The 19,331-nt window shown below is 73.4% G+C and carries 15 protein-coding genes and 1 pseudogene; 7 read left to right on the top strand and 9 right to left on the bottom strand.

Annotated features, from left to right (window positions below; translation table 11 throughout):
* Positions 1-322, top strand: a 322-nt coding sequence (locus ADY59_RS50660) for a hypothetical protein (protein ID WP_231619107.1), incomplete at its 5' end; no start/stop codon positions are given.
* Here the strand turns inward: ADY59_RS50660 and ADY59_RS39085 are convergent.
* Both ADY59_RS39085 and ADY59_RS39080 read right to left on the bottom strand, forming a co-directional pair.
* Positions 285-935: a M15 family metallopeptidase gene (locus tag ADY59_RS39085; protein ID WP_049573738.1), complete on the bottom strand. Its 651-nt coding sequence runs from the start codon at positions 933-935 to the stop codon at positions 285-287. The two genes, ADY59_RS50660 and ADY59_RS39085, sit on opposite strands and share 38 nt — an antisense overlap.
* Positions 936-947: 12 nt before the next feature.
* Positions 948-2,117, bottom strand: coding sequence for an ROK family transcriptional regulator (locus ADY59_RS39080; protein ID WP_049573736.1), 1,170 nt, complete (start codon positions 2,115-2,117; stop codon positions 948-950).
* A 168-nt stretch (positions 2,118-2,285) separates the two neighbouring features.
* Between ADY59_RS39080 and ADY59_RS39075 the strand changes: the two genes are divergently transcribed.
* The 4 genes from ADY59_RS39075 to ADY59_RS39060 all read left to right on the top strand — a co-directional run bounded on the left by ADY59_RS39075 (position 2,286) and on the right by ADY59_RS39060 (position 7,009).
* Positions 2,286-3,611, top strand: coding sequence for an extracellular solute-binding protein (locus ADY59_RS39075; protein ID WP_049573733.1), 1,326 nt, complete (start codon positions 2,286-2,288; stop codon positions 3,609-3,611).
* A 98-nt stretch (positions 3,612-3,709) separates the two neighbouring features.
* Positions 3,710-4,630, top strand: a complete 921-nt coding sequence (locus tag ADY59_RS39070) for a carbohydrate ABC transporter permease (RefSeq protein ID WP_231619106.1) — start codon at positions 3,710-3,712, stop codon at positions 4,628-4,630.
* Complete coding sequence (locus ADY59_RS39065) at positions 4,627-5,478, top strand: carbohydrate ABC transporter permease (protein ID WP_049573729.1); 852 nt, start codon at positions 4,627-4,629, stop codon at positions 5,476-5,478. Before ADY59_RS39070 ends, ADY59_RS39065 begins: the two co-directional genes overlap by 4 nt.
* A gap of 88 nt (positions 5,479-5,566) precedes the next feature.
* Positions 5,567-7,009 (top strand): glycoside hydrolase family 3 protein, encoded by a 1,443-nt coding sequence (locus ADY59_RS39060; RefSeq protein ID WP_049573725.1) that lies wholly within the window; start codon positions 5,567-5,569, stop codon positions 7,007-7,009.
* Here ADY59_RS39060 and ADY59_RS39055 read toward each other — a convergent pair whose 3' ends face one another.
* The 5 genes from ADY59_RS39055 to ADY59_RS39035 are packed head-to-tail and all read right to left on the bottom strand — an operon-like array spanning position 7,010 to position 15,478.
* Complete coding sequence (locus ADY59_RS39055; RefSeq protein ID WP_049573723.1) at positions 7,010-7,699, bottom strand: DUF6875 domain-containing protein; 690 nt, start codon at positions 7,697-7,699, stop codon at positions 7,010-7,012. It lies immediately after the preceding gene.
* On the bottom strand, positions 7,699-8,970 hold the full coding sequence (locus ADY59_RS39050; protein WP_197094062.1) for an FAD-dependent oxidoreductase: 1,272 nt from the start codon (positions 8,968-8,970) through the stop codon (positions 7,699-7,701). Before ADY59_RS39050 ends, ADY59_RS39055 begins: the two co-directional genes overlap by 1 nt.
* Complete coding sequence (locus tag ADY59_RS39045; protein WP_049573721.1) at positions 8,967-10,028, bottom strand: class I SAM-dependent methyltransferase; 1,062 nt, start codon at positions 10,026-10,028, stop codon at positions 8,967-8,969. The genes ADY59_RS39050 and ADY59_RS39045 overlap by 4 nt, the downstream gene beginning before the upstream one ends.
* Positions 10,006-11,316, bottom strand: a complete 1,311-nt coding sequence (locus tag ADY59_RS39040; protein ID WP_049573720.1) for an MFS transporter — start codon at positions 11,314-11,316, stop codon at positions 10,006-10,008. Before ADY59_RS39040 ends, ADY59_RS39045 begins: the two co-directional genes overlap by 23 nt.
* Positions 11,309-15,478 carry a non-ribosomal peptide synthetase gene (locus tag ADY59_RS39035; RefSeq protein ID WP_049573717.1) on the bottom strand — a complete coding sequence of 1,390 codons (4,170 nt, stop codon included), beginning with the start codon at positions 15,476-15,478 and terminating at the stop codon, positions 11,309-11,311. The genes ADY59_RS39040 and ADY59_RS39035 overlap by 8 nt, the downstream gene beginning before the upstream one ends.
* Before the next feature lie 161 nt (positions 15,479-15,639).
* Between ADY59_RS39035 and ADY59_RS39030 the strand changes: the two genes are divergently transcribed.
* Positions 15,640-17,160 carry a glycoside hydrolase family 3 protein gene (locus ADY59_RS39030; RefSeq protein ID WP_049573714.1) on the top strand — a complete coding sequence of 507 codons (1,521 nt, stop codon included), beginning with the start codon at positions 15,640-15,642 and terminating at the stop codon, positions 17,158-17,160.
* Here the strand turns inward: ADY59_RS39030 and ADY59_RS39025 are convergent.
* Positions 17,150-18,328 carry an ROK family transcriptional regulator gene (locus ADY59_RS39025; protein WP_049573741.1) on the bottom strand — a complete coding sequence of 393 codons (1,179 nt, stop codon included), beginning with the start codon at positions 18,326-18,328 and terminating at the stop codon, positions 17,150-17,152. The two genes, ADY59_RS39030 and ADY59_RS39025, sit on opposite strands and share 11 nt — an antisense overlap.
* 143 nt (positions 18,329-18,471) lie before the next feature.
* On the opposite strand from ADY59_RS39025, the gene ADY59_RS39020 reads away from it, so the two are divergent.
* A complete protein-coding gene (locus tag ADY59_RS39020; protein ID WP_049573711.1) occupies positions 18,472-18,921 on the top strand; it encodes an RrF2 family transcriptional regulator in 450 nt (149 codons plus the stop codon).
* A 9-nt stretch (positions 18,922-18,930) separates the two neighbouring features.
* Here the strand turns inward: ADY59_RS39020 and ADY59_RS51920 are convergent.
* Positions 18,931-19,331 (bottom strand): annotated as a pseudogene (locus ADY59_RS51920) (MFS transporter); the annotation flags it as partial.

Here is a 19,331-nt window from a genome sequence, read left to right as displayed (position 1 = left end):
CTCCCACGTCCCCCCGGGCACCGCGCTCCACAACCGCCGCCCTCCGTCGAGAGCGAACAACCGCCCGTTCATCGCCCCGACCGCTGCCGAGGGGGGCGTGGGTGAAGTGGTGGGGATCGGGGCGATGAACGGGCGGTTGTTCGCTCTCGACGGAGGGCGGCGGTTGTGGAGCGCGGTGCCCGGGGGGACGTGGGAGCGCCTGGAGGTCACGGTGCCCGGCACGGCGTTCGCCGCGCACGCGGGGACGCTGGTGGCGGCCGGCCGGGACCTGCCGCTGCGCCTGCTCAGATGGGACCGTACAACGCCCGGTCCGCCCCGGTGACCAGCGCCCAGTAGCGGTCCCCGTACGACCAGTGCCACCACTCGGTGGGGTAGTTGACCAGCCCGGCGGGCTCCAGCGCGGCGGCGAGGATCTTGCGGTGCCGCCGGGCGTCCTCGGAGATGTCCGGCGAGGCGGTGTAGCAGGCCCCGCCGCTGGTCTCGGGCGTGTCGTTGACCGCCGTGCCCATGTCGTACTCGATCCCCCCGGCATCGCAGAGGGTAAGGTCGACGGCGGCGCCGGCGGTGTGCGGCGCGACCTCGACGGGTGAGACGTAACGGCTGGCGGCGGCGTGCAGCTCGCCGGGCGTGAGACCGGGGAAGCGGGTGGCGAGCCCGTCGCGGTAGCCCTCGAAGATCCGCCGCTGCACGGCGACGGGCCGGTAGCCCTCGACGATCAGCAGGTGGAAGCCGCCGGGCAGGCGCCGCTCGGCGTCCGCCAGCCGGTCGAGCAGGCCGGCCCGGAGCCGGCCGTAGGCGCCCTCGGGGTCGGCCATCCGCTCGTCGAGCCGCAACCGCCCCCGTACCTCCGCCAGCGGCTCGCCGATGTCGCTCACGGGAATGGCGGCCACCCGCGGATCGGAGATCAGCACGGTGTCACCGGGAGGAAGCCACATGGGCAAGAATTCTCACACAGTGTCGGAGAAGACCTGCTCGCGGGCCTGCTCAAGGGCGGCGACCAGGGCTCCGCGCAGCACCGGGTTCCCGGTGATCCCGGTGGTGACGACCCGGGGGCGGCTGGGGCAGACCTTGGCCACGGCGTCCTCGACCATGGCTGCCAGTTCGGCCCCGCCGGCCCGGCCGACGTCGCCGGCGAGCACGATGAGCCCGGGGTCGAGCACGACGGTGACGGCGGCCACGCCGACGGCGAGCCGGGCGGCGACCGCGTCGAGGAAGCCGGTGCGCCCGCCGGCCACGGCGGCTCTGACCAGTTCGGGGCCGGTGGCGCCGGGCCGCGCGGTCAGCCCGTGCTCCCGGGCCAGTCCGGTGAGCGCCTCAAGGCCGACGAGCCGCTGGTAGGAGCCCGACTGGGGGCGGGTGACGTCGGCGGGCAGCGGCTCGCCGGGCACGGGCAGCCAGCCGATCTCGCCCGCGCCGCCGGTGATGCCGCGGTGCAGCCGGCCGCCGAGCATGACGCCGAGGCCCTGGCCGACGCCGGTCCACACGACGACGAAGTCGTCCTGCCCGGCAGCGGCGCCGTAGCGGTGCTCGGCGAGGGCGACCAGGTTGACGTCGTTCTCTATGATCACCGAGGCGCCCAGGGCGCGGCGGAGGCTGGCCAGCACGCCGACGTGCCAGGTGGGCAGGTCGTAGGAGAAGCGCACCTCGCCGTTGGCGGGGTCGACGACGCCGCGGGTGCCGATGACGAACGCCTTGAGCTGCGGCAGCGTGATCCTGGCGGAGGCGCAGGCGCGCTGCACGGCGGCGTGCACGGTGGCGACGGGGTCGCGGCCGTCGGCGGGGTCGACGACGACCTCGACGACGACCTTGCCGGTGATGTCCGCCACACCGACGGTGATGGCGTCGGGCAGCACTTCGAGGCCCGCGACGTGCGCGCTGGTGGGCACCACGCCGTACAGGGCGGCGTTGGGGCCGCGCCCGCTGGCCCTGCGGCCGGTGACTTCGACCAGGCCCCGGTCCTCCAGTCTGGCGAGGAGCTGACCTGCGGTCACCTTGGACAGTCCGGTGCGTTCGCCCAGTTCGGAACGGGTGAGCGGACCTTCTGAGAGCAGCAGCTCCAGGGCCGATCGATCGTTCAACCGGCGTAGCAGCCGTGGGACCCCCGGGTTCCGTGTCACGGGCACTCTCCCCTCTCGTCACGATCCGCTAACGCCAGTTTCTTTTAAGAAAGTTTCTTGTTAGTTTATCACCATTCAAGACTGACGATCAGCCAGGTGCGGACCACAGGCCCAGCACCCGATGAGCGCAGAGACCCGATGCGATTTAGCCGGGAAGGGAGCATCCCAGTGAGGATCTCTAAGATCACGGCCACTACGGTCACCACGGCCGCCCTGGCCCTGGGCCTGGCCGCTTGCGGCGGCGGCGCCGAGCCGGCCGCCAACGAACCGGCGGCCTCCGCCAGCGCCTCCGGCCCGAAGTACGCGGGCCAGACCCTCACCGTGTGGCGCCTCGGCACGCCGAACGACCCGTCCCAGAAGTACATGGACGACCTGGTCGCCGAGTTCAAGACCACGACGGGCGCCGAGGTGAAGGTCGAGTGGATCCCGTGGCCGCAGGTGAACGACAAGTTCACCGCCGCCGCCGCCGGCGGTGAGGGCCCGGACGTGACCGAGATCGGCAACGACCAGGTGCCGCTCTGGCAGAGCCAGGACGCCCTCGCCCCGATCACCCCGGTCACCACCGGCGGCGAGCACGCCCAGATCCCCAAGAACCTGTTCGGCCTGGAGACCATCGACGGCGAGGTCTACGCCATGCCGTGGGGCGCGGGCACCCGCGCGGTGATGTACCGCAAGGACTGGTTCGAGGACCTCAAGATCGAGGTGCCGAAGACCTGGGACGAGGTCATCGCGGCCGGCCAGAAGATCCAGAAGGAGAAGGGCAAGGACGTCGACGGCTTCGCCTTCAACGGCGGCTCCGACGCCAACCACCTGCTCGGCGCGCTGGCCTGGTCCGAGGGCGGCGAGTACGCGACGAAGGAGGGCGACAAGTGGGTCGGCAAGCTCACCGACCCCACCTTCAAGGCCGGCTTCGAGGCGTACACGGGCATCGTGACCTCGGGCGTGTCCGGCAAGTCGCGCCTCACGCAGAACACCACCGACATCCGGACCCGTTTCTCCAACGGCAAGGTCGGCATGTACCTCACCGCGTCGTGGGACATCGCCACGATCAAGGAGGAGAGCAAGGGCAAGCTGAAGGAGGACCAGATGGCCTTCTTCCCGCTGCCCTCCAGGGCCGGCGGTGAGGCCCCGGCGTTCTTCGGCGGCAACGACATCGCCGTCTGGAACGACGCCAAGAACAAGGAACTCGCCACCGAGTTCGTGAAGACCGCCACCAGCAAGAAGTGGGCGGACCGGTACGCGATGGACGGCGGCCTGCTGCCCATCTACCCGGACACCCTGAGCTCGCTGGCCAGCGACCCCGCTCAGGCGCCCTTCGCCGCCGCCTTCGCCAAGGCCAAGGCGTTCCCGGCCGACCCGAACTGGACCGAGGCCAACGAGACCAAGGCCGTCCTGCAGAACGCGGCCCGCTCGGTCATCGAGGGCAAGGCCACGGCCGACGAGGCGCTCGCCAAGGCCAACACGGAACTCGAAGAGATCCTGAACGCGCAGTAACGATGACGAACACGTCAACGCTCTCCAGGGGCGGAGGAGGTTCCTCCGCCCCTGGGCGGCGCCGCCGTAGCTCCGGCAAGCCGGGCCGGGCCAGCGGGATGAACCCCAAGCTCGTCCCCTACGTCCTGCTCATCCCGGGCACGCTGGTCATCGTGGGACTGCTGCTGTATCCCACGGTCCAGATGGTCATCATGTCCTTCCAGAAGGTCACCCTGCGGGTGATCCGCGGGGCCGCCGAACCCGAGTACGTGGGGTTCGGCAACTTCGAGGCCATCTTCGGCAACTCGGTCTTCTGGTCGTCGCTGCGCAACACGGTCGCCTTCGCCGCCATCACCGTCACGCTCACCCTGGTGCTCGGCACCGCGGTCGGCGTCCTGCTCAACCGGCTCAGCAAGCGGATGTCGAGCTTCGTGATCATCGGCATCATGTCGGCGTGGGCCGTCCCGCCGGTCGCCCAGGGCACCATCTGGCGCTGGCTGTTCGACGCCGAGAGGGGCGTCATCAACTGGGCGCTCAACCTGCTCCCCGACTGGCTGTCGAGCCTGCTCTTCGGCCGGGCCGACTGGACCGGGCAGCCGTGGCTCAACGACGCCTGGTCGGTCTACCTGGTGCTCATCCTCACCGTCCTGTGGTCCTCGTTCCCGTTCGTGGCGGTGTCGGTGCTGGCCGGCCTGCGCGGCATCCCGGCCGAGCTGTACGAGGCGGCCAGGGTGGACGGGTCGACGCCGTGGCGCACGTTCAGGAAGATCACCTTCCCGCTGCTCAAGCCCGTCTTCGCCGTCCTGACGATCCTGTCGATCATCTGGGACTTCAAGGTGTTCAGCCAGCTCTACGTGCTGCTGAACGGGCCGACGAACCGTGAGGCGTACAACCTGTCGCTCTTCTCGTTCGCCGAGGCGTTCAAGGCGCCGCCCAAAATGGGCACGGGCGCCGCGATCGCGGTGGTGCTGACCGTCATCCTGCTCATCGTCACCGCGTTCTACACCCGGCAGATGGTCAAGTCGGAGGAGGTCCAATGACCCCGCTGGCGCGCAAGCGCTTCACCAAGATCGCGCTGAACACCGCCGGGGTCCTGGTCTTCCTGTTCGCGGTCTTCCCCGTCTACTGGATGGTGTCGACGTCGTTCAAGGCGAACGACCAGATCTTCACCACGGACTTCATCCCGTTCCCCACGCACTTCACCTTCGAGCACGTGGAGAAGGTGCTCACCGAGGGCGTGGCGGGCAACTCCATCTGGCTCTACATGCGCAACAGCGCGATCGTGGCGCTCGGCACCGTGCTCATCGGCTCGGTGTTCGCCCTGCTCGCGGCCACCGCGGTGGCCCGCTTCCGGTTCAAGGGCCGCACCAGCTTCCTGATCACGCTGCTGGTCGTGCAGATGATCCCGTCGGAGGCGCTGCTCATCCCGCTGTTCCTGAACGTCCGCCGGCTCGGCCTGTACGACCAGCTGCTCGGGCTGATCGTGATCCAGGTGGGTCTCACGCTGCCGTTCGGCATCTGGATGCTGCGGACGTTCGTCGCCGCGGTGCCCAAGTCGCTGGAGGAAGCGGCGTGGATCGACGGCGCCAGCCGGTTCACCACGTTCTGGCGGGTGCTGTTCCCGCTCGTGGCTCCCGGCCTGGTCGCGACGAGCATCTTCTCGTTCATCACCGCGTGGAACGATCTGATCTTCGCGCTGATCCTGATGAACGACAGCACCGGCTACACGATGCCGGTGGCGCTGCAGTTCTTCTTCGGGGAGCGCGGCACCGACTGGGGAGCCATCATGGCCACCTCCACGTTGATGACCCTTCCGGTCATCGCCTTCTTCCTGCTGGTCCAGCGCCGCATGGTCTCCGGCCTGGTGGCCGGGGCCGTCAAGGGCTGACCTCCCTTCCCGCGGGTTCCGGTACGGCCAGCGCGCTCCACCGTGCGCTGGCCGTACCCATGTCCTGCCCTGACAACGATGAGGATTCATGAGCCAGAGTGATCGGGGGCTACGCCGCCTCGCGGCGGGCACGCTGCTCGTCGCCTTCGACGGGCTGAGCGCGCCCGGCTGGGTGCTGAGGGAGCTTGAGGGCGGCCTCGGCGGCGTCACACTCTTCGGTTTCAACGTCGGCGACCCTGCGCAGCTCGGCGAACTGACCGCCGCGCTGCGGGCCGCCGGCGACCCGGTCATCTCCCTCGACGAGGAGGGCGGCGACGTCACCAGGCTCGCCTACCACGTCGGCAGCCCGTACCCCGGCAACGCGGCCCTCGGCGCGGTGGACGACGTGGACCTGACCGCCCAGGTCTACCGGGCGATCGGCTCGGAGCTGGCCGCCGCGGGCATCAACCTCGACATGGCGCCGGACGCCGACGTGAACACCGCCGAGGACAACCCGGTGATCGGCACCCGGGCGTTCGGCGCGGACCCTGCCCTGGTGGCCCGGCACACGGTGGCCGCGGTCCGGGGCCTGCAGTCGATGGGCGTGGCCGCCTGCGTCAAGCACTTCCCCGGCCACGGCGCCACCACCGTCGACTCGCACCTGGCGATCCCCGTCGTGGACGTCCCGCTCGACGTGCTGCGCGCCAGGGAGCTGGCGCCGTTCCTGGCGGCCGTCGAGGCGGGCACCAAGTCGATCATGACGGCGCACGTGGCTGTCCCGGCGCTGACCGGCGACACGCCCGCCACCATGTCGCCGGCCGCGCTGACCGGGCTGCTGCGCGGCGAGCTCGGCTACGACGGCGTCGTCGTCACCGACGCGCTCGACATGCAGGCGATCACCGACAGCGTCGGGCTGGCCGGCGGCGCGGTCGCGTCGCTGGTGGCCGGGACGGACCTGCTCTGCCTGGGCCCCAAGCCGGGCTACGACGAGATCCAGAAGATCATCGCGGCGATCGTGGACGCCGTCACCGACGGGGTGCTGTCCGAGGCCCGGCTGGAGGAGTCCGCCGCCCGCGTGGCCGCGCTCCGCGCCTGGGCCGGGTCCCGCCCGGACGCGGTGCCCGAGCTGACGCGCGTCGGCCTGGACGCCGCCCGGCGCGCGGTCCGGCTCGACGGGGCGCCCGCGCCGCTGTCGGAGGACCCGCTGGTCGTCGAGGTGGACACGCCGCCGACGATCGCCGTGGGCGACGTGCCGTGGGGGGTGTCGCCGTGGCTGCCGCGCGGGGAGGTCGTCCGGGTCAAGCCCGCCGAGGCACGCCCGGACGATCTCCTGGAACGCGCCACCGGGCGTTCGCTGGTCGTCGTCGTCAAGGACGCGCACCGCTACGCCGACAGCCGGGAGCTGGTCTCCGCGCTGGTCACGGGCCGGCCGGACGCGATCGTGATCGAGATGGGGCTGCCCGTGTGGCGGCCCGGCAGCGCCGCCTACATCGCCACCTACGGCGCGGCCCGGGCCAACGCCCAGGCCGCGATGGAGCTGCTGACCGCCTGATCAGCCCTGGCGGGCGGCCGCCACGGCCTCCCGCAGAGGAGCGGGCGGCCGCTCGCCGAACCGTTCGAGGTAGGCCGCCGCGTGCCGGGGGTCGTCCTTGAGGAACGGGAAGTCGCTGGCCACCATGTGCCGGACGGCCAGCAGCGGCACCGGGCTGCCGAGCGGCAGGAATTCCGGGTTCCACAGGCCGTGCTTGGGCGGCGGGCCGGGGTAGAACTCGCCGATCATCAGCCCGTCCTCCACGTAACGGGACTTGAGCGCGGCCTGCGCGGCGTCGATCACCTCGGGGGCGCGATCGACGGGCAGGTCGGGCAGCAGCACCAGGATGGTGCGGAACTGCGGCGACACCCCCTGCGGCGCGACCAGCCGCCGGAACCACGCCCGGTAGCCGTCCAGCACGCCGGCCACCTGCGCCGCGTCCGGCTCGCCCGGGCAGACCGCCAGGTAGAACGTCCCCCGGTCGAGCGACGTCTGCGCGTACGGGCAGACCGGCCCCTTCCTGCCGAGCGACGGATGGGGCCGGCACAGGTACTCGCGCGCCCACGTCACGACGCGGCCGAGCGGCTCCGCGTAGCGCCGGGCCGGCTGGTGGCCCTGGTCGCCCTGGTGGCTCTGGTGGCTCTGGTGGCCGCCGTCGAGGTCGCTCACCTCGATGAGCACGCGGGAGGGATCGGTGGGATCCGTGAGCATCAGCGAACCTTCCTGGCGAGCACGAGCGCGGCGAGCCCGGCGGCCCCCAGCGCGGACCAGCGCAGCAGGGCGTCCTGCCGTCTGGCGCGGGCGAGCGCGTCGGCGTACGGGGTGGTGGTGTGGGAGATCATCGTGTAGAGCGGGACCCAGCGGTCCGGGAAGAGGCCCGAGAGCACCAGGTCGGCGCGCCTGCGGGCGTGGTGCAGCGGCGAGCGGACCCGGTCGCGCAGCTCGACGAAGTTCTGCCTGGACAGCTCGTCCAGGACGTCGGTGTGCGGCCGGCGGGCCCGCTCGAACTCGGCGAAGGCCGCACCCGGTTCGCCGAGTCCGAGGCATCGGTCGAGGACCGTGCAGTCCTCGAGCGCGGAGTTCATGCCCTGCCCGTAGAAGGGGTAGACGGCGTGCGCGGCGTCGCCGATGAGGACGACCTTGCCGCCGTCGTGCCAGGGCGTGGTGCGGATCGAGACCAGGTGTCCGACGGGCCGGTCGGCGTACTCCTTGACCAGGTCGGGCATGAGCGGGAGGGCGTCGGGGAAGCGCTCGGCGAAGAACGCCTCCGGGTCGTCGATCTCCGCGAACCGCTCGAACGGCAGGAACAGCGTGGCGGTCATGGAGCCGTCGAGGTTGGGATGGGTGACGATGAGCCCGTCGTCACCGCCGGGCCACACGTGCAGCGCCTCGTGGTGGGCGGGCACCTTGGGGATCGTCAGCTCCTTGTAACCCCAGGGCAGGAACTCCTGGTGCAGGTCGGCGCGCAGGCCGCGGTGCATCAGCGCGCGCACGGCCGAGAACGCGCCGTCCGCGCCCACCACGGCGTCGGCCGCGACGGTGGTCCGGCGGCCGTCGTGCTCGACGGTCAGCGCGGGCGCGTCCTTGTCGAGGTCGACGACCCGGTGGCCGAAGTGGAAGGCGACGCCCTGCGCCTCGGCGTGTGCGATGAGGCTGACGACGAGGTCCCGGCGGCGGACGGAGTGCAGGATCTCCTCCTCGCGCCTGCCGTACGGGTGGAAGGTCACGTTCCCGTCGGGGGCGTGCACGGCGCGGCCGCGCATGGGCACGGTGCTCGGCCAGATCTCGTGCATGAGACCGACGTCGGTGAGCGCCCGCACGCCCCGGGCGGACAGGCCCAGGTTGATCGAGCGGCCCTCCTCGTCGTCGCCCAGCCGAGGGTCGGCGCGGCGTTCGTGGACGGCGACGTGGTGCCCGCGCCGGGCCAGGTAGCAGGCCAGCAGGCTGCCGGCCGGGCCGGCGCCCGCGATGAGGATCTTCACACCGTCTCCTGTCTTGCCACGAGCAGTTCGTCGGAGCCGGGGACGTCGAGCGGGATCCGCTCGACGGCTCCCAGCCCGGCCGCCCCGGCCCAGCCGGCCACCTCGGCGAAGGTGTAGAGGCGTCCGCCCTGGGTGGCGGCCAGGTTGAGGCTGAAGCCGCCGAGGAAGGCGGTCGTGTGGCCGCGGGTGCCGGCGGGCGGGTCGGCGTACGGCTCCAGCACGAGCAGCCGCCCGCCCGGCCGCAGCGCCCGCGCCGCCCTGGCGACCAGCTCCGCGGCGCCGTCCGGGTCGAGCCCGTGCACCACGTTGAACAGCAGGACCGTGTCGTGGCGGGCGTCGAAGGCCCCGTCGGCGGCAGGCGCGGTCAGGTCGCCGGGGACGAACGTGATCCGCCCGGCCAGCCCCGCCTCCCCGGCGCGCGCCCGCCCCTCCTCCAGCGCCCCGGGCAGGTCGACGACGGTCGCCGTCGTCCCGGGCGCGGCCTCGCAGAAGGCGGCGCTGTAGATCGCGTGCCCGCCGCCGACGTCCAGCAGCCTCCCGTACGGGCCGGGCACGGCGGCGACGACGGCCGGGGCGGCGGCCCGCGCCATCCCGGCCAGCATCCGCTGGAAGGTGCGCGACGTGCCCGGCCGCCGCTCCAGCCACGGGTAGTACGGCTCGGGCGGGCGACCGGCGCGCACCGCCTCCTCCAGCCCCGTCCACAGCTCGCCGATCAGCTCGTGCCACAGCGCCAGCGTCGGCGCGAACCACTCGTCGGGGCCGCTGCCCAGCCAGGGGTCGGCGGCCGGGCCCAGGCCGTAGCCGTCGTCGCGGATCACGTACCCGAAGCCGGTGAGCGCGTCGAGCAGCACGGTGAGCGGCCCTTCGGCGACGTCCAGCTTCGCGGCGAGCTCCGCCGGGGTGCGCGCGCCGGAGGCGAGGGCGTCGAAGACGCCGAGCCGCTGCGCGGTCCCGGCCGCCCGGAACGCCATCGCGCCGATCAGGTCGAGGAGCCCGCCGGGCCCCTGGTTCAGGTCGCGGAAGACGCGTAGTTCCTCAGGATCGAGATAGAGCGGCATCGGTTGACTCCTCGGCGTCGGGCAGTTCCGTCTCCACCCGGCGCAGGCGCGGCTGGAGGAAGGCCAGGGGCGCCAGCACGACCAGCGCGGCCCCGGTGAGTAGGAAGATCGTGGCGATGCCGCGGCCGGGCCCGGTGCCGATGACCTGGCCCAGGCTCCCGGCCAGCGCGCCGCCGGGCGCGAGCATCGGTTCGAACACGCGGTCGGCGAGCGGCCCGGCCGCCAGGTAGGTGAGCACGGTCGCGGCCTGGGTGAGCATCCGCACGGCGCCGAGCACCCGGCCCAGCTCGGCCGGATCGGTCTTGAGCTGGATCACGGTGATCCCGGTGCCCTGCACGAACGGGATCGTGAACAGGAACGCGGGCGCCACCACGGCGATGAGCGCCGCCGACGGGCTCAGGCTGTGCAGCATCAGCAGCACCCCGCCGGCGGCGACGAAGGCGACGAGCCCGCGCACCCGCCGCCGGGGCCCGCCCCAGGCGCTCAGCACCAGCCCGCCGGCGAACAGTCCCGCGCCGCCGGCGGCCATGAGCACGCCGAGCAGCGCCGCCGACCCGAACGACAGGATGAGCGGCTGCACCAGCACCCCGGCCATGCCGAAGAACAGGTTGTAGGCGGCCAGCAGCGCGACCAGCCAGGCCAGCCCCCGCCGGGCCCGCAGGTGCCGCAGCCCGAACGCCAGGTCGCGCAGCCACGGCTCGGCGGCCCGCCCCTCGCCCGGCCGGGTCGCCTCGCGCGGCAACGGCACCAGGTGCAGCACCACCCGCGAGGCCAGGAACGTCACCAGGTCGATCACCACGACCCCGGTGAGCCCGACGCCGACCAGCAGCGCCCCGGCGAGCAGCGGCGCGGCGACGCGGACGGCGTCTGCCACCTGCATGAGGCCGTTGGCACGGCCGAGCTGCTCCTTGGGCACCAGCTTGGGCAGCATCGAGTGGTAGGCGGCCATCTGGGCGGTGCCGAACACCGCGCCGACCGCGGTGATCACGTAGATGTGCCACACCTGCGGCTCGCCCACGGCCAGCAGCACGGCCAGCGCGCCGGTGGCCAGCGCGGCCCCCAGGTCGGCGGCCAGCATCATGCGCCGCCGGTCCCACCGGTCGGCCAGCGAGCCGGCGAGCGGCGCGAACAGCACCTCGGGCAGCACCGCGCAGAGCGTGATGGTGACGAACTGGGTCGCCGAGCCGGTCTTCTGGAACACCCACACGCCCAGGACGAACCCGGTGACGCTGGAGGTGATGATCGACAGGAGCTGGGACGACCAGATGGCCAGGAACGCCCTAGGCATCGAGGTCTCCGATCAGATGGGGCAGGTACGCGCCGAGCAGGCCGGCCGCGGGCGGGCAGACCAGCCCCGCCCCGGCCAGCACCCGCTCGGTCGCCGAGCAGTCGAACGTGGGGCCGGTGCTGTCGCCGTACTCGGCGAAGAACGCGGGGAAGGGCGCGAGCGGCAGGCTCTCGCCCGCGTCGAGCCTGCGCCGCACCTCGGCCCGCCACTCGGCGGCGGGCGTCAGCCGGACCGGGACGCCGTGCGCGTCCAGGCCCGCCGCCAGGTCCACAGAGCTGAGCGTGCGCGGGTTGCGGTAGTGGTAGTCGCCGATCGCGCCGGTCCTGGCCAGGTGCCCGATGGCGGCGGCGACGTGGTCCACGGGGGCCAGGTCGAGCTCCTCGCCGTCGGGGACGGCCCCGAGCAGCGCGCAGGTGGCGACCAGACGGCGCAGGAAGTCGTCGGGGGCGCCGGCGCCGGTGCGGCTGTCGCCGGAGATCCGCGCCGGGCGGTGGACGGTCACGGCCAGCCCGGCCTCGCGGGCCGCCGTGGCGAGGCGGTCGCTCACCCACTTGCTCTGGTCGTAGCCGAGGTGCAGTCCGGCCGGGTCGGGCAGCGGGTCGCCCTCGCGCACCACCCGCTCGCCCGGCGTCAGGTAGACGCCGAGGGTCGAGATCAGGTGCACCGGCGTGCCCGCGCGGGCGGCGAGGCGGAGCACGGCGAGCGTGCCGTCCACGTTGGCGGCCTTCAGCGTGCGGTACGGGCGGGTGAAGTCGACCTGCCCGCCGCCGTGCACGATCAGATCGCACGCCACGTCGGGCAGCGCCCCGGCGAGGTCTCCCGGCACGCAGGCGATCCGGGCGGCGAAGCCGTCCCGCCACAGCCCGTGCCCGGCGAGGTTGCGCCGCACCCGCTCCTCCGGCGCCTGGCCCCTGACCAGGCAGTGCACGGTGGCGTCGGTGTGCGTGAGCAGGTCGGCGAGCAGGTGCGCGCCGAGGAACCCGGTCGCCCCGGTGAGCAGCACCCGCCCCGGCTCCCGCCGCGAACCCCCCGGCGCCACCGCGAAGTCCGCCGGCAGCGTCGCCTCGGCGTGCAGGTCGGGCGGCCCTTCGGGGGCCCGGCCGTCGACGGCGGCCGCCAGCTCGGCCAGGTCCGCGCAGGCGAAGAACACCGGCAGCGGCACCCGGACGCCGGTCTCCTCCGCCAGCCGCGCCACCGCCCGGGGCGTGAGCAGCGAGTGCCCGCCCAGCTCGAAGAAGCCGTCCCGGCGGCCGGCCCGCACCCCCAGGATCTCCTCCCACACCGCCGCCACCACCCGCTCGGTGCCGGTGCGCGGGCTCTCGTACGGCGTCGCCGCGGCCTCGGGCTCGGGCAGCGCCCGGAAGTCGACCTTCCCGTGCGGCGTCAGCGGCAGCTCGTCCAGCGTGACCACGGCCGCCGGGATCATCGCCGACGGCAGCCGGCCCGCCAGGAACGCGCGCAGCGCGGCCACGCCCACCTCCTCACCCGTGAGGTAGGCGACCAGCCGCCCGCCCACGGCGGTGACCACCGCCTCCCTGACGCCCGGATGGGCCAGGCAGGCGGCCTCCACCTCGCCGGGCTCGATCCGCACCCCGTTGACCTTGAGCTGCCTGTCGGTGCGGCCGAGGAAGTCCAGGCTCCCGTCGGCGCGCATCCGCACCAGGTCCCCGGTCGCGTACACCCGGCCGCCCGGCAGGAACGGGTCGTCGCGGAACCGCTCGGCCGTCAGGTCCGGCCGTCCCAGGTAGCCCTCGGCCACGCACTCGCCGCCCAGATGCAGCTCCCCGGGCACGCCGGCGGGCGCCGGCCTGCCGTACCGGTCCAGGACGTAGGCGCGCACGTGCGGCAGCGGGACGCCGATCGGCAGGTGGGTCCGCTCCCCCAGCTCGCCGCCGTCGACGGTGCGGCAGACGGTCGCGCACACCGTGGCCTCGGTGGGGCCGTAGTGGTTGTAGAAGGTGACCTTGCCGCCGGTGAGCCGCGCCCAGGTGCGCAGCCGTTCGAGCGGGACGCTCTCGCCGCCGACCATCATCGTCGTGAGCGGCCCGGTGTCGGCCGTCCCGAGCTGCGCCAGGTCCTCGACCCACTGCTGCCACAGCGCGGAGGCCGTGTCCACCATCGTGATGCCCAGCTCGGCGCAGAGGCGCAGCAGCTCGGGGCCGCTGAGCGAGACCGGGTCGGGGTGCAGCACCAGCGCCGCCCCGCTGATGAGCGCCGGGAAGATGTCGCCCACCGAGGCGTCGAAGCTCAGCGGCGGCACCATCAGCACCCGCTGTCCCGGCCCGAAGCCGTGCGCGTCGCGGAACGAGACGGCCAGCCGGGCGGCACTGCGATGGCTGACCACGACCCCCTTGGGCGTCCCGGTCGACCCGGAGGTGTAGATCACGTACGCGGCGCCGTCCACGCTCACCCGCCCGGACACCAGCCCGCCCCCGCCGGCCTCGGCGGGCGCGGCGGCTCCGGCGTCGTTCCCGGCGTCGTTCCCGGTCTCGCCCAGGAGCGGCGCCACGCCGTCCTCGCCGATGACGGCGGCGCAGCCGGCCAGCATGGCGCGCGTCCTGGCCTCCGGCTGGCCGGGGTCGACGGGCACGTACGCGGCCTCGCACATCAGCACGCCGAGCACGGCCACCATGGCCTCGGGCCCGGCCTTCAGCCGGACCGCCACCAGGTTGCCCGGCCGCACCCCGGCCTCGCGCAGCTCGCCCGCCAGCACGCGGGCCCGTTCGGCCAGCTCGCCGTAGGTGAGGACGCCGCCGGGCGTGACGACGGCGGGCGCGCCGGGCGTCCTGCCGACCTGCCGGGCGATCAGCCCGTCCAGCCGGTCGGGCAGCACCAGCGCCAGCTCCTCCGGAGGCAGCATGCGCAGCTCGGACAGCCGGGCGTCGGGCCGCGCCGTCATCTCCTCCAGCAGCCGCCGCAGATGCCCGCCCATCCGCTCCACGCTCGCGCGCTCGAACAGGTCCGTGCTGAAGGTGAGCATGAACTGCAGGTGCTCCTCGAACACCACGACGTCCACGGCCAGGTCGAACTTGGCCGGAGCCAGCCCCGACACGACCGGCGTCCGCTCCAGCCCGGCCAGATGCAGGGGGTCCGGCCCCTCCTTCAGCCCTTCGCCGGGGTTGTCCAGGTTGAGCAGCGTCTGGACGAGCGGCGCCTGTCCCCGGGTCGGCCGCAGCTCGGCCACCACCTCGTCGAACGGCACCGCGCTGTGGGTGAACGAGCGCAGCAGGCGGCGGCGGGTCCGCTTGATCAGCTCCCGTACCGTCGGATCGCCGCCGAGGTCGGCCCGGACCGCCAGCGTGTTGATGAACAGCCCGAAGACCCGCTCGAACTCCTCGTCCTCGCGCCCGGCGACCGGCGTGGCCACGCAGAAGTCGTCCTGGCCCGCGTGCCGCGACAGCATCGTCTGGTAGGCGGCCATCAGCACGATGAACGGCGTGCACCGCTCCGCCCTGGCCAGCTCCCGTACCCGGGTCCACAGCTCGACCGGCATCCGCTGGATGACCAGGTCGCCGTGGCCGCTCGGGGTCGCGGGCCTGGGCCGGTCGGCGGGCAGTTCCAGCGCCGGCGCCCCGGCCAGCTCGGCGCGCCAGAACTCCAGGTGGGCGCCGTGGTCCTGCTCGCGCTGGCGGCGGGCGTACTCCGAGTAGGGCACGGCCGGCTCCAGCGGCGGCGCGGGCAGGCCCGCGGCGAACGCGGCGTAGAGCGCCGACAGCTCCGGGTACAGCACCCGCTCCAGCGACCAGGCGTCGCTGACGATGTGGTGCAGCACCATCAGCAGGACGTGCTCACGCGGCCCGGCGCGCAGCAGGCTCACCCGGAACAGCGGCCCGGCCGTCAGGTCGAAGGGCCGGTTGGAGCGGTCGGCGAGCAGCCCGGGAAGGCTCTCCCCCGCCGCGTCGACGCGCTCGGCGACGACCGGGCCGCACGGCCGGACGACGGCCGACGGCACGCCGTCCACCTCGGGGAACACCGTGCGCAGCGCCTCGTGCCTGGCGGTCAGCTCGGTGAGCGCCCGCTCCAGCGCGGGCACGTCCAGCTCCCCGGTGAGCCGCTCGGCGACGGCGATGTTGTACGACGCGTCGCCGCCGGAGAGCCGGTCGAGGAACCACAGGCGTTCCTGGCCCCTCGACATGACCGCGGTCCGGCCTGCCAGCTGCATGGTGACGACTCCCTCTAACCGCGGATGTCTGACTGGGAGGTTTGACAGAGTAACTCTTAGGAAAGTTTCCTATTTATTGGCCGGTGTTGATGCTATACACATGGGGCGACCGCAGACAAGGACCACCCGGCAGAACCGAGCCGGGCGCAAGGGGAGGCACGATGGGCGCGTCGATCGTCAGGAGTCCCGCACTGGCCGGGCTCGCCGACACCGTGCTGCAGCCCGGCTTCAAAGGCACGACGCTGCCCGACTGGGTGCGCAAACGCCTCGCGACGGGTCTCGGCGGCCTCGCCCTGTATTCGCGCAATCTCGTGACAAGTAGTCAAATAAGTGACCTAACCGCCGCAATTCGGGCGGAGAATCCGGAAGTGGTCATCGCCCTGGACGAGGAGGGCGGCGACGTCACCCGGCTGGAGGCGTTCACCGGCAGCTCGCGCCCGGGCAACCTGGCGCTCGGGGCGTCCGGCGACCCGGCGCTCACCCGCGCGGTCGCCGAGGGCATCGGCCACGACCTCGCCGCGGCGGGCATCAGCCTCAACTACGCGCCCGTCGTCGACATCGACGCCGAGGACAACCCCGTCGTCGGCACCCGCGCCTTCGGCGCCGACCCCGAGCTCGTGGCCCGCCACACCACCGCGTGGGTGACCGGGCTGCAGTCGGCGGGGGTGGCCGCCTGCGCCAAGCACTTCCCCGGGCACGGCGCGACGTCCGTGGACTCCCACGACGCGCTGCCCGTCGTCCGCCTCTCCCGCGAGGAGCTCGCCGCCACGGCCCTGCTGCCCTACCACGCCGCCATCGCCGCCGGGGTGCGCGCCGTCATGACCGGGCATCTACTCGTCCCGGCGTACGACGCGGCCGAGCCCGCCACCACCAGCCGCCGGCTCATGGTGGAGCTGCTGCGCGAGGAGCTGGGCTTCGACGGGCTGATCGTCACCGACGGCATCGAGATGCCGGCCGTCTCGGCCGCGTACGGCCTCGGCGGGGCTGCCGTCCGCGCGCTCGCCGCCGGGGCGGACGCCGTCTGCGTGGGCGGCGAGAACGCCACGCCCGGCGTCGTCGGGCTGCTGCGCAACGCCATCATGACCGCCGTCGCCGACGGCACCCTGCCCGAGGAACGCCTGGCCGAGGCCGCCGCCCGCGTCCGCGCCCTGGCTCACTGGGCCGCCACCCACACCCCGGCGGCCGCCGCCTCAGGAGCCGCCGGGCGCTACCCCGAGTCCGCCCCGAGGAACGCCGCGCTGCTGGCCGCGCGCCGCGCCCTGCGCGTGACCGTACGCGAGCGGCCCACCGGGGACGGCCCGCCGCACGTGGTCGAGCTGGACTCCCCCGTCAACCTCGCCGTGGACCGCGCCACCCCGTGGGGCCTGGTCACCCCGCTGACCCGGCTCTTCCCCGGCACGACCGGCGCCCGCCTGGCGGAGCCCGAGCCGGAGGATCTGGCCAAGGCGGTGGCCGCGGCCGAGGACCGCCTGCTGGTGCTCGTCGTCCGCACCGCCTACCGCCACACCTGGGTGACCGCCGCCGTGGACGCGGCACTCGCCCACCGGCCGGGCAGCGTCGTGGTCGAGCTGGGCACCCCAGGCCCCGAACGCCCCGGCGCCGTCCACATCGCCACCCACGGCGCCACCAACCCGTGCTGCGAAGCCGCCGCCACCGCCATCGCCCACCTGATCAGGACGTGAAGAGCTCCTCGCGGGCCTGGTCCAGCGCCGCCAGGACGGCGCCACGCAACACCTGGTTGCCCTCGACCGTGCTGGTGGCCACCTGCGGCCGCACCGGGCAGATCTTCGCCACCGCCTCCTCCACCCGGGAGGTGAGCGAGCGGCCGCCGGCGTGCCCGACCTCGCCGCCGAGGACGACCAGGCCCGGGTCGAGGATCACGCACACGGCCGCCACCCCGAGCGCGAGCCGGTGCGCGATCTCGTCGAGCAGCGGCTCGCCCGCGGCGCCGGCCGCGACGGCGACCTCCACGCACGTCCCCGCGCTCTCGGCCTCGAACCCGTGACTGCGGGCCAGCTCCGTCACCGCCTCGGCGCTGACCAGCGACTGCAGGCCGCCGGCCAGCGACGGCAGCCGCCCGGGCGAGGTGCGGATGTCCTCCGGGAGCGGCACGCCGGGCACCGGCAGGTAGCCGATCTCGCCCGCGCTGCCCGAACGCCCCCGGTACAGCTTGCCGCCGAGCATGACCGCCATGCCCAGCCCCCGGTCGGACCAGAGCAGCACGAAGTCGTCGAGCCCCTTGGCCGCCCCGTCGGAACGCTCGGCGATGGCGGCCAGGTTGACGTCGTTCTCGATCGTCACCTCGCGCTTGAGGTCGCCCGCGAGAGCCTCGTGGATGCCCTCGTGCCAGCCCGGCAGGTCGAAGGAGAAGCGCACGTCGCCGCTGCGCGGGTCGACCACGCCGGGCGTGCCGATCACCACGCCGCGCAGCTTGCCGACGCCCACCTTGGCGCTCCGGCACGCCTTCATGACCGCGTCGTGCACGGCCGCCACCGGGTCGTCGTGCCCGTTGGGGTCGACGGTGACCTGCGCGACCGTACGGCCGTTGATGTCGGCGACCGCCGTGGAGATCAGGCCGGGGCCGATCTCCAGCCCGGCCACGTACGCGCTGGAGGGGATCACCGAGTAGAGGGCCGCGTTGGGGCCGCGCCCGCCTCCCTGCGTGCCGACCACCTCGACCAGCCCGCGCTCTTCCAGCCTGGCCAGCGTCTGGGACGCGGTCACCTTCGACAGCCCGGTCAGCTCGCCGATCTGGCCACGGGTCATCGGACCGGTGGCCAGCAAAAGCTCCAGCGCGGCCCGATCGTTGATCTCCCGGAGAAGTCTGGGCACACCAGGGCGTCGCTCCACGCTGAATCCCACCGTCACATAGAAAAGGGTTGCTGGAAGTTTAGCGCTCCCACCACTCCTCTCCAGTGGCCAGGAGCCCCCGGGTGCCGGATTTTGGCGGCCTTGCGGCTAACCAGTGTTGACCAGGAGGGATAATCGAGAACATGCGCCTTTCCGCTCGTGTCGACTACGCCCTCCGCGCCGCCGCCGAACTCGCCGCAGCCGGTACCGGCCCGACCACCGTGGGCGAGCTCGCCAAGGAGCAGGACATGCCGCCCAAATACCTGGAAAACATCCTGCTGCAGATGCGCCGCGCCGGTCTCGTCCGAGGTCAGCGCGGTCCCGAGGGCGGCTACGTGCTCGCCCGCCCGGCCGCCGACATCTCCCTGGCCGACGTCATCAGGGCGGTCGACGGCCCCCTCGCCAACGTCCGCGGCGAGCGTCCCGAGCACGTCGGCTACCGGGGGCCGGCCGAGTCGCTCCAGCAGGTCTGGATCGCCCTGCGCGCCACCGAGCGGGCCATCCTGGAGGAGGTCACCCTGGAGCAGGTCGCCACCGGCGCCCTGCCCGACCGCGTCCGCCAGCTCGCCTCCGACCCCGCCGCCTGGGACTGACGTCCCCTCTCAGCGGCCCAGCCTGCTCGCCGTCCAGAACAGCGCAAGGGCCGCCAGCTCGACGACCGCGGCCACGGCCGGGAGCACGCCGCTGCCGTACGTCTGCAGGACCCGGCCGCCGAGTGCGCCACCGGCCGACACGCCGACGTAGACCGCGCTGCTGTTGAGCGCCAGCGCCTGCGGGCCGGCCGGGCCGGCGAGGGCCAGCAGGCGGGTCTGCGCGGGCGGCGGGATCCACCACGACACGCCCGCCCACACCAGCAGCACCGGCAGCAGCCACAGCAGTGCCACCGGCCGCAGGAACCAGCAGCCGACGAACACCGCCATCACCGCCGTGAACCCGCCGATCCCCGCCAGCAGCGCCCGATCGGGCCCCCAGCGGTCGGCGGCCCGATCGGGCGCTGCTGGCG

The organism is Nonomuraea sp. SBT364 (assembly GCF_001083785.1).
Lineage (GTDB): Bacteria > Actinomycetota > Actinomycetes > Streptosporangiales > Streptosporangiaceae > Nonomuraea.
This window is presented reverse-complemented; position numbering and strand designations above follow the sequence as displayed.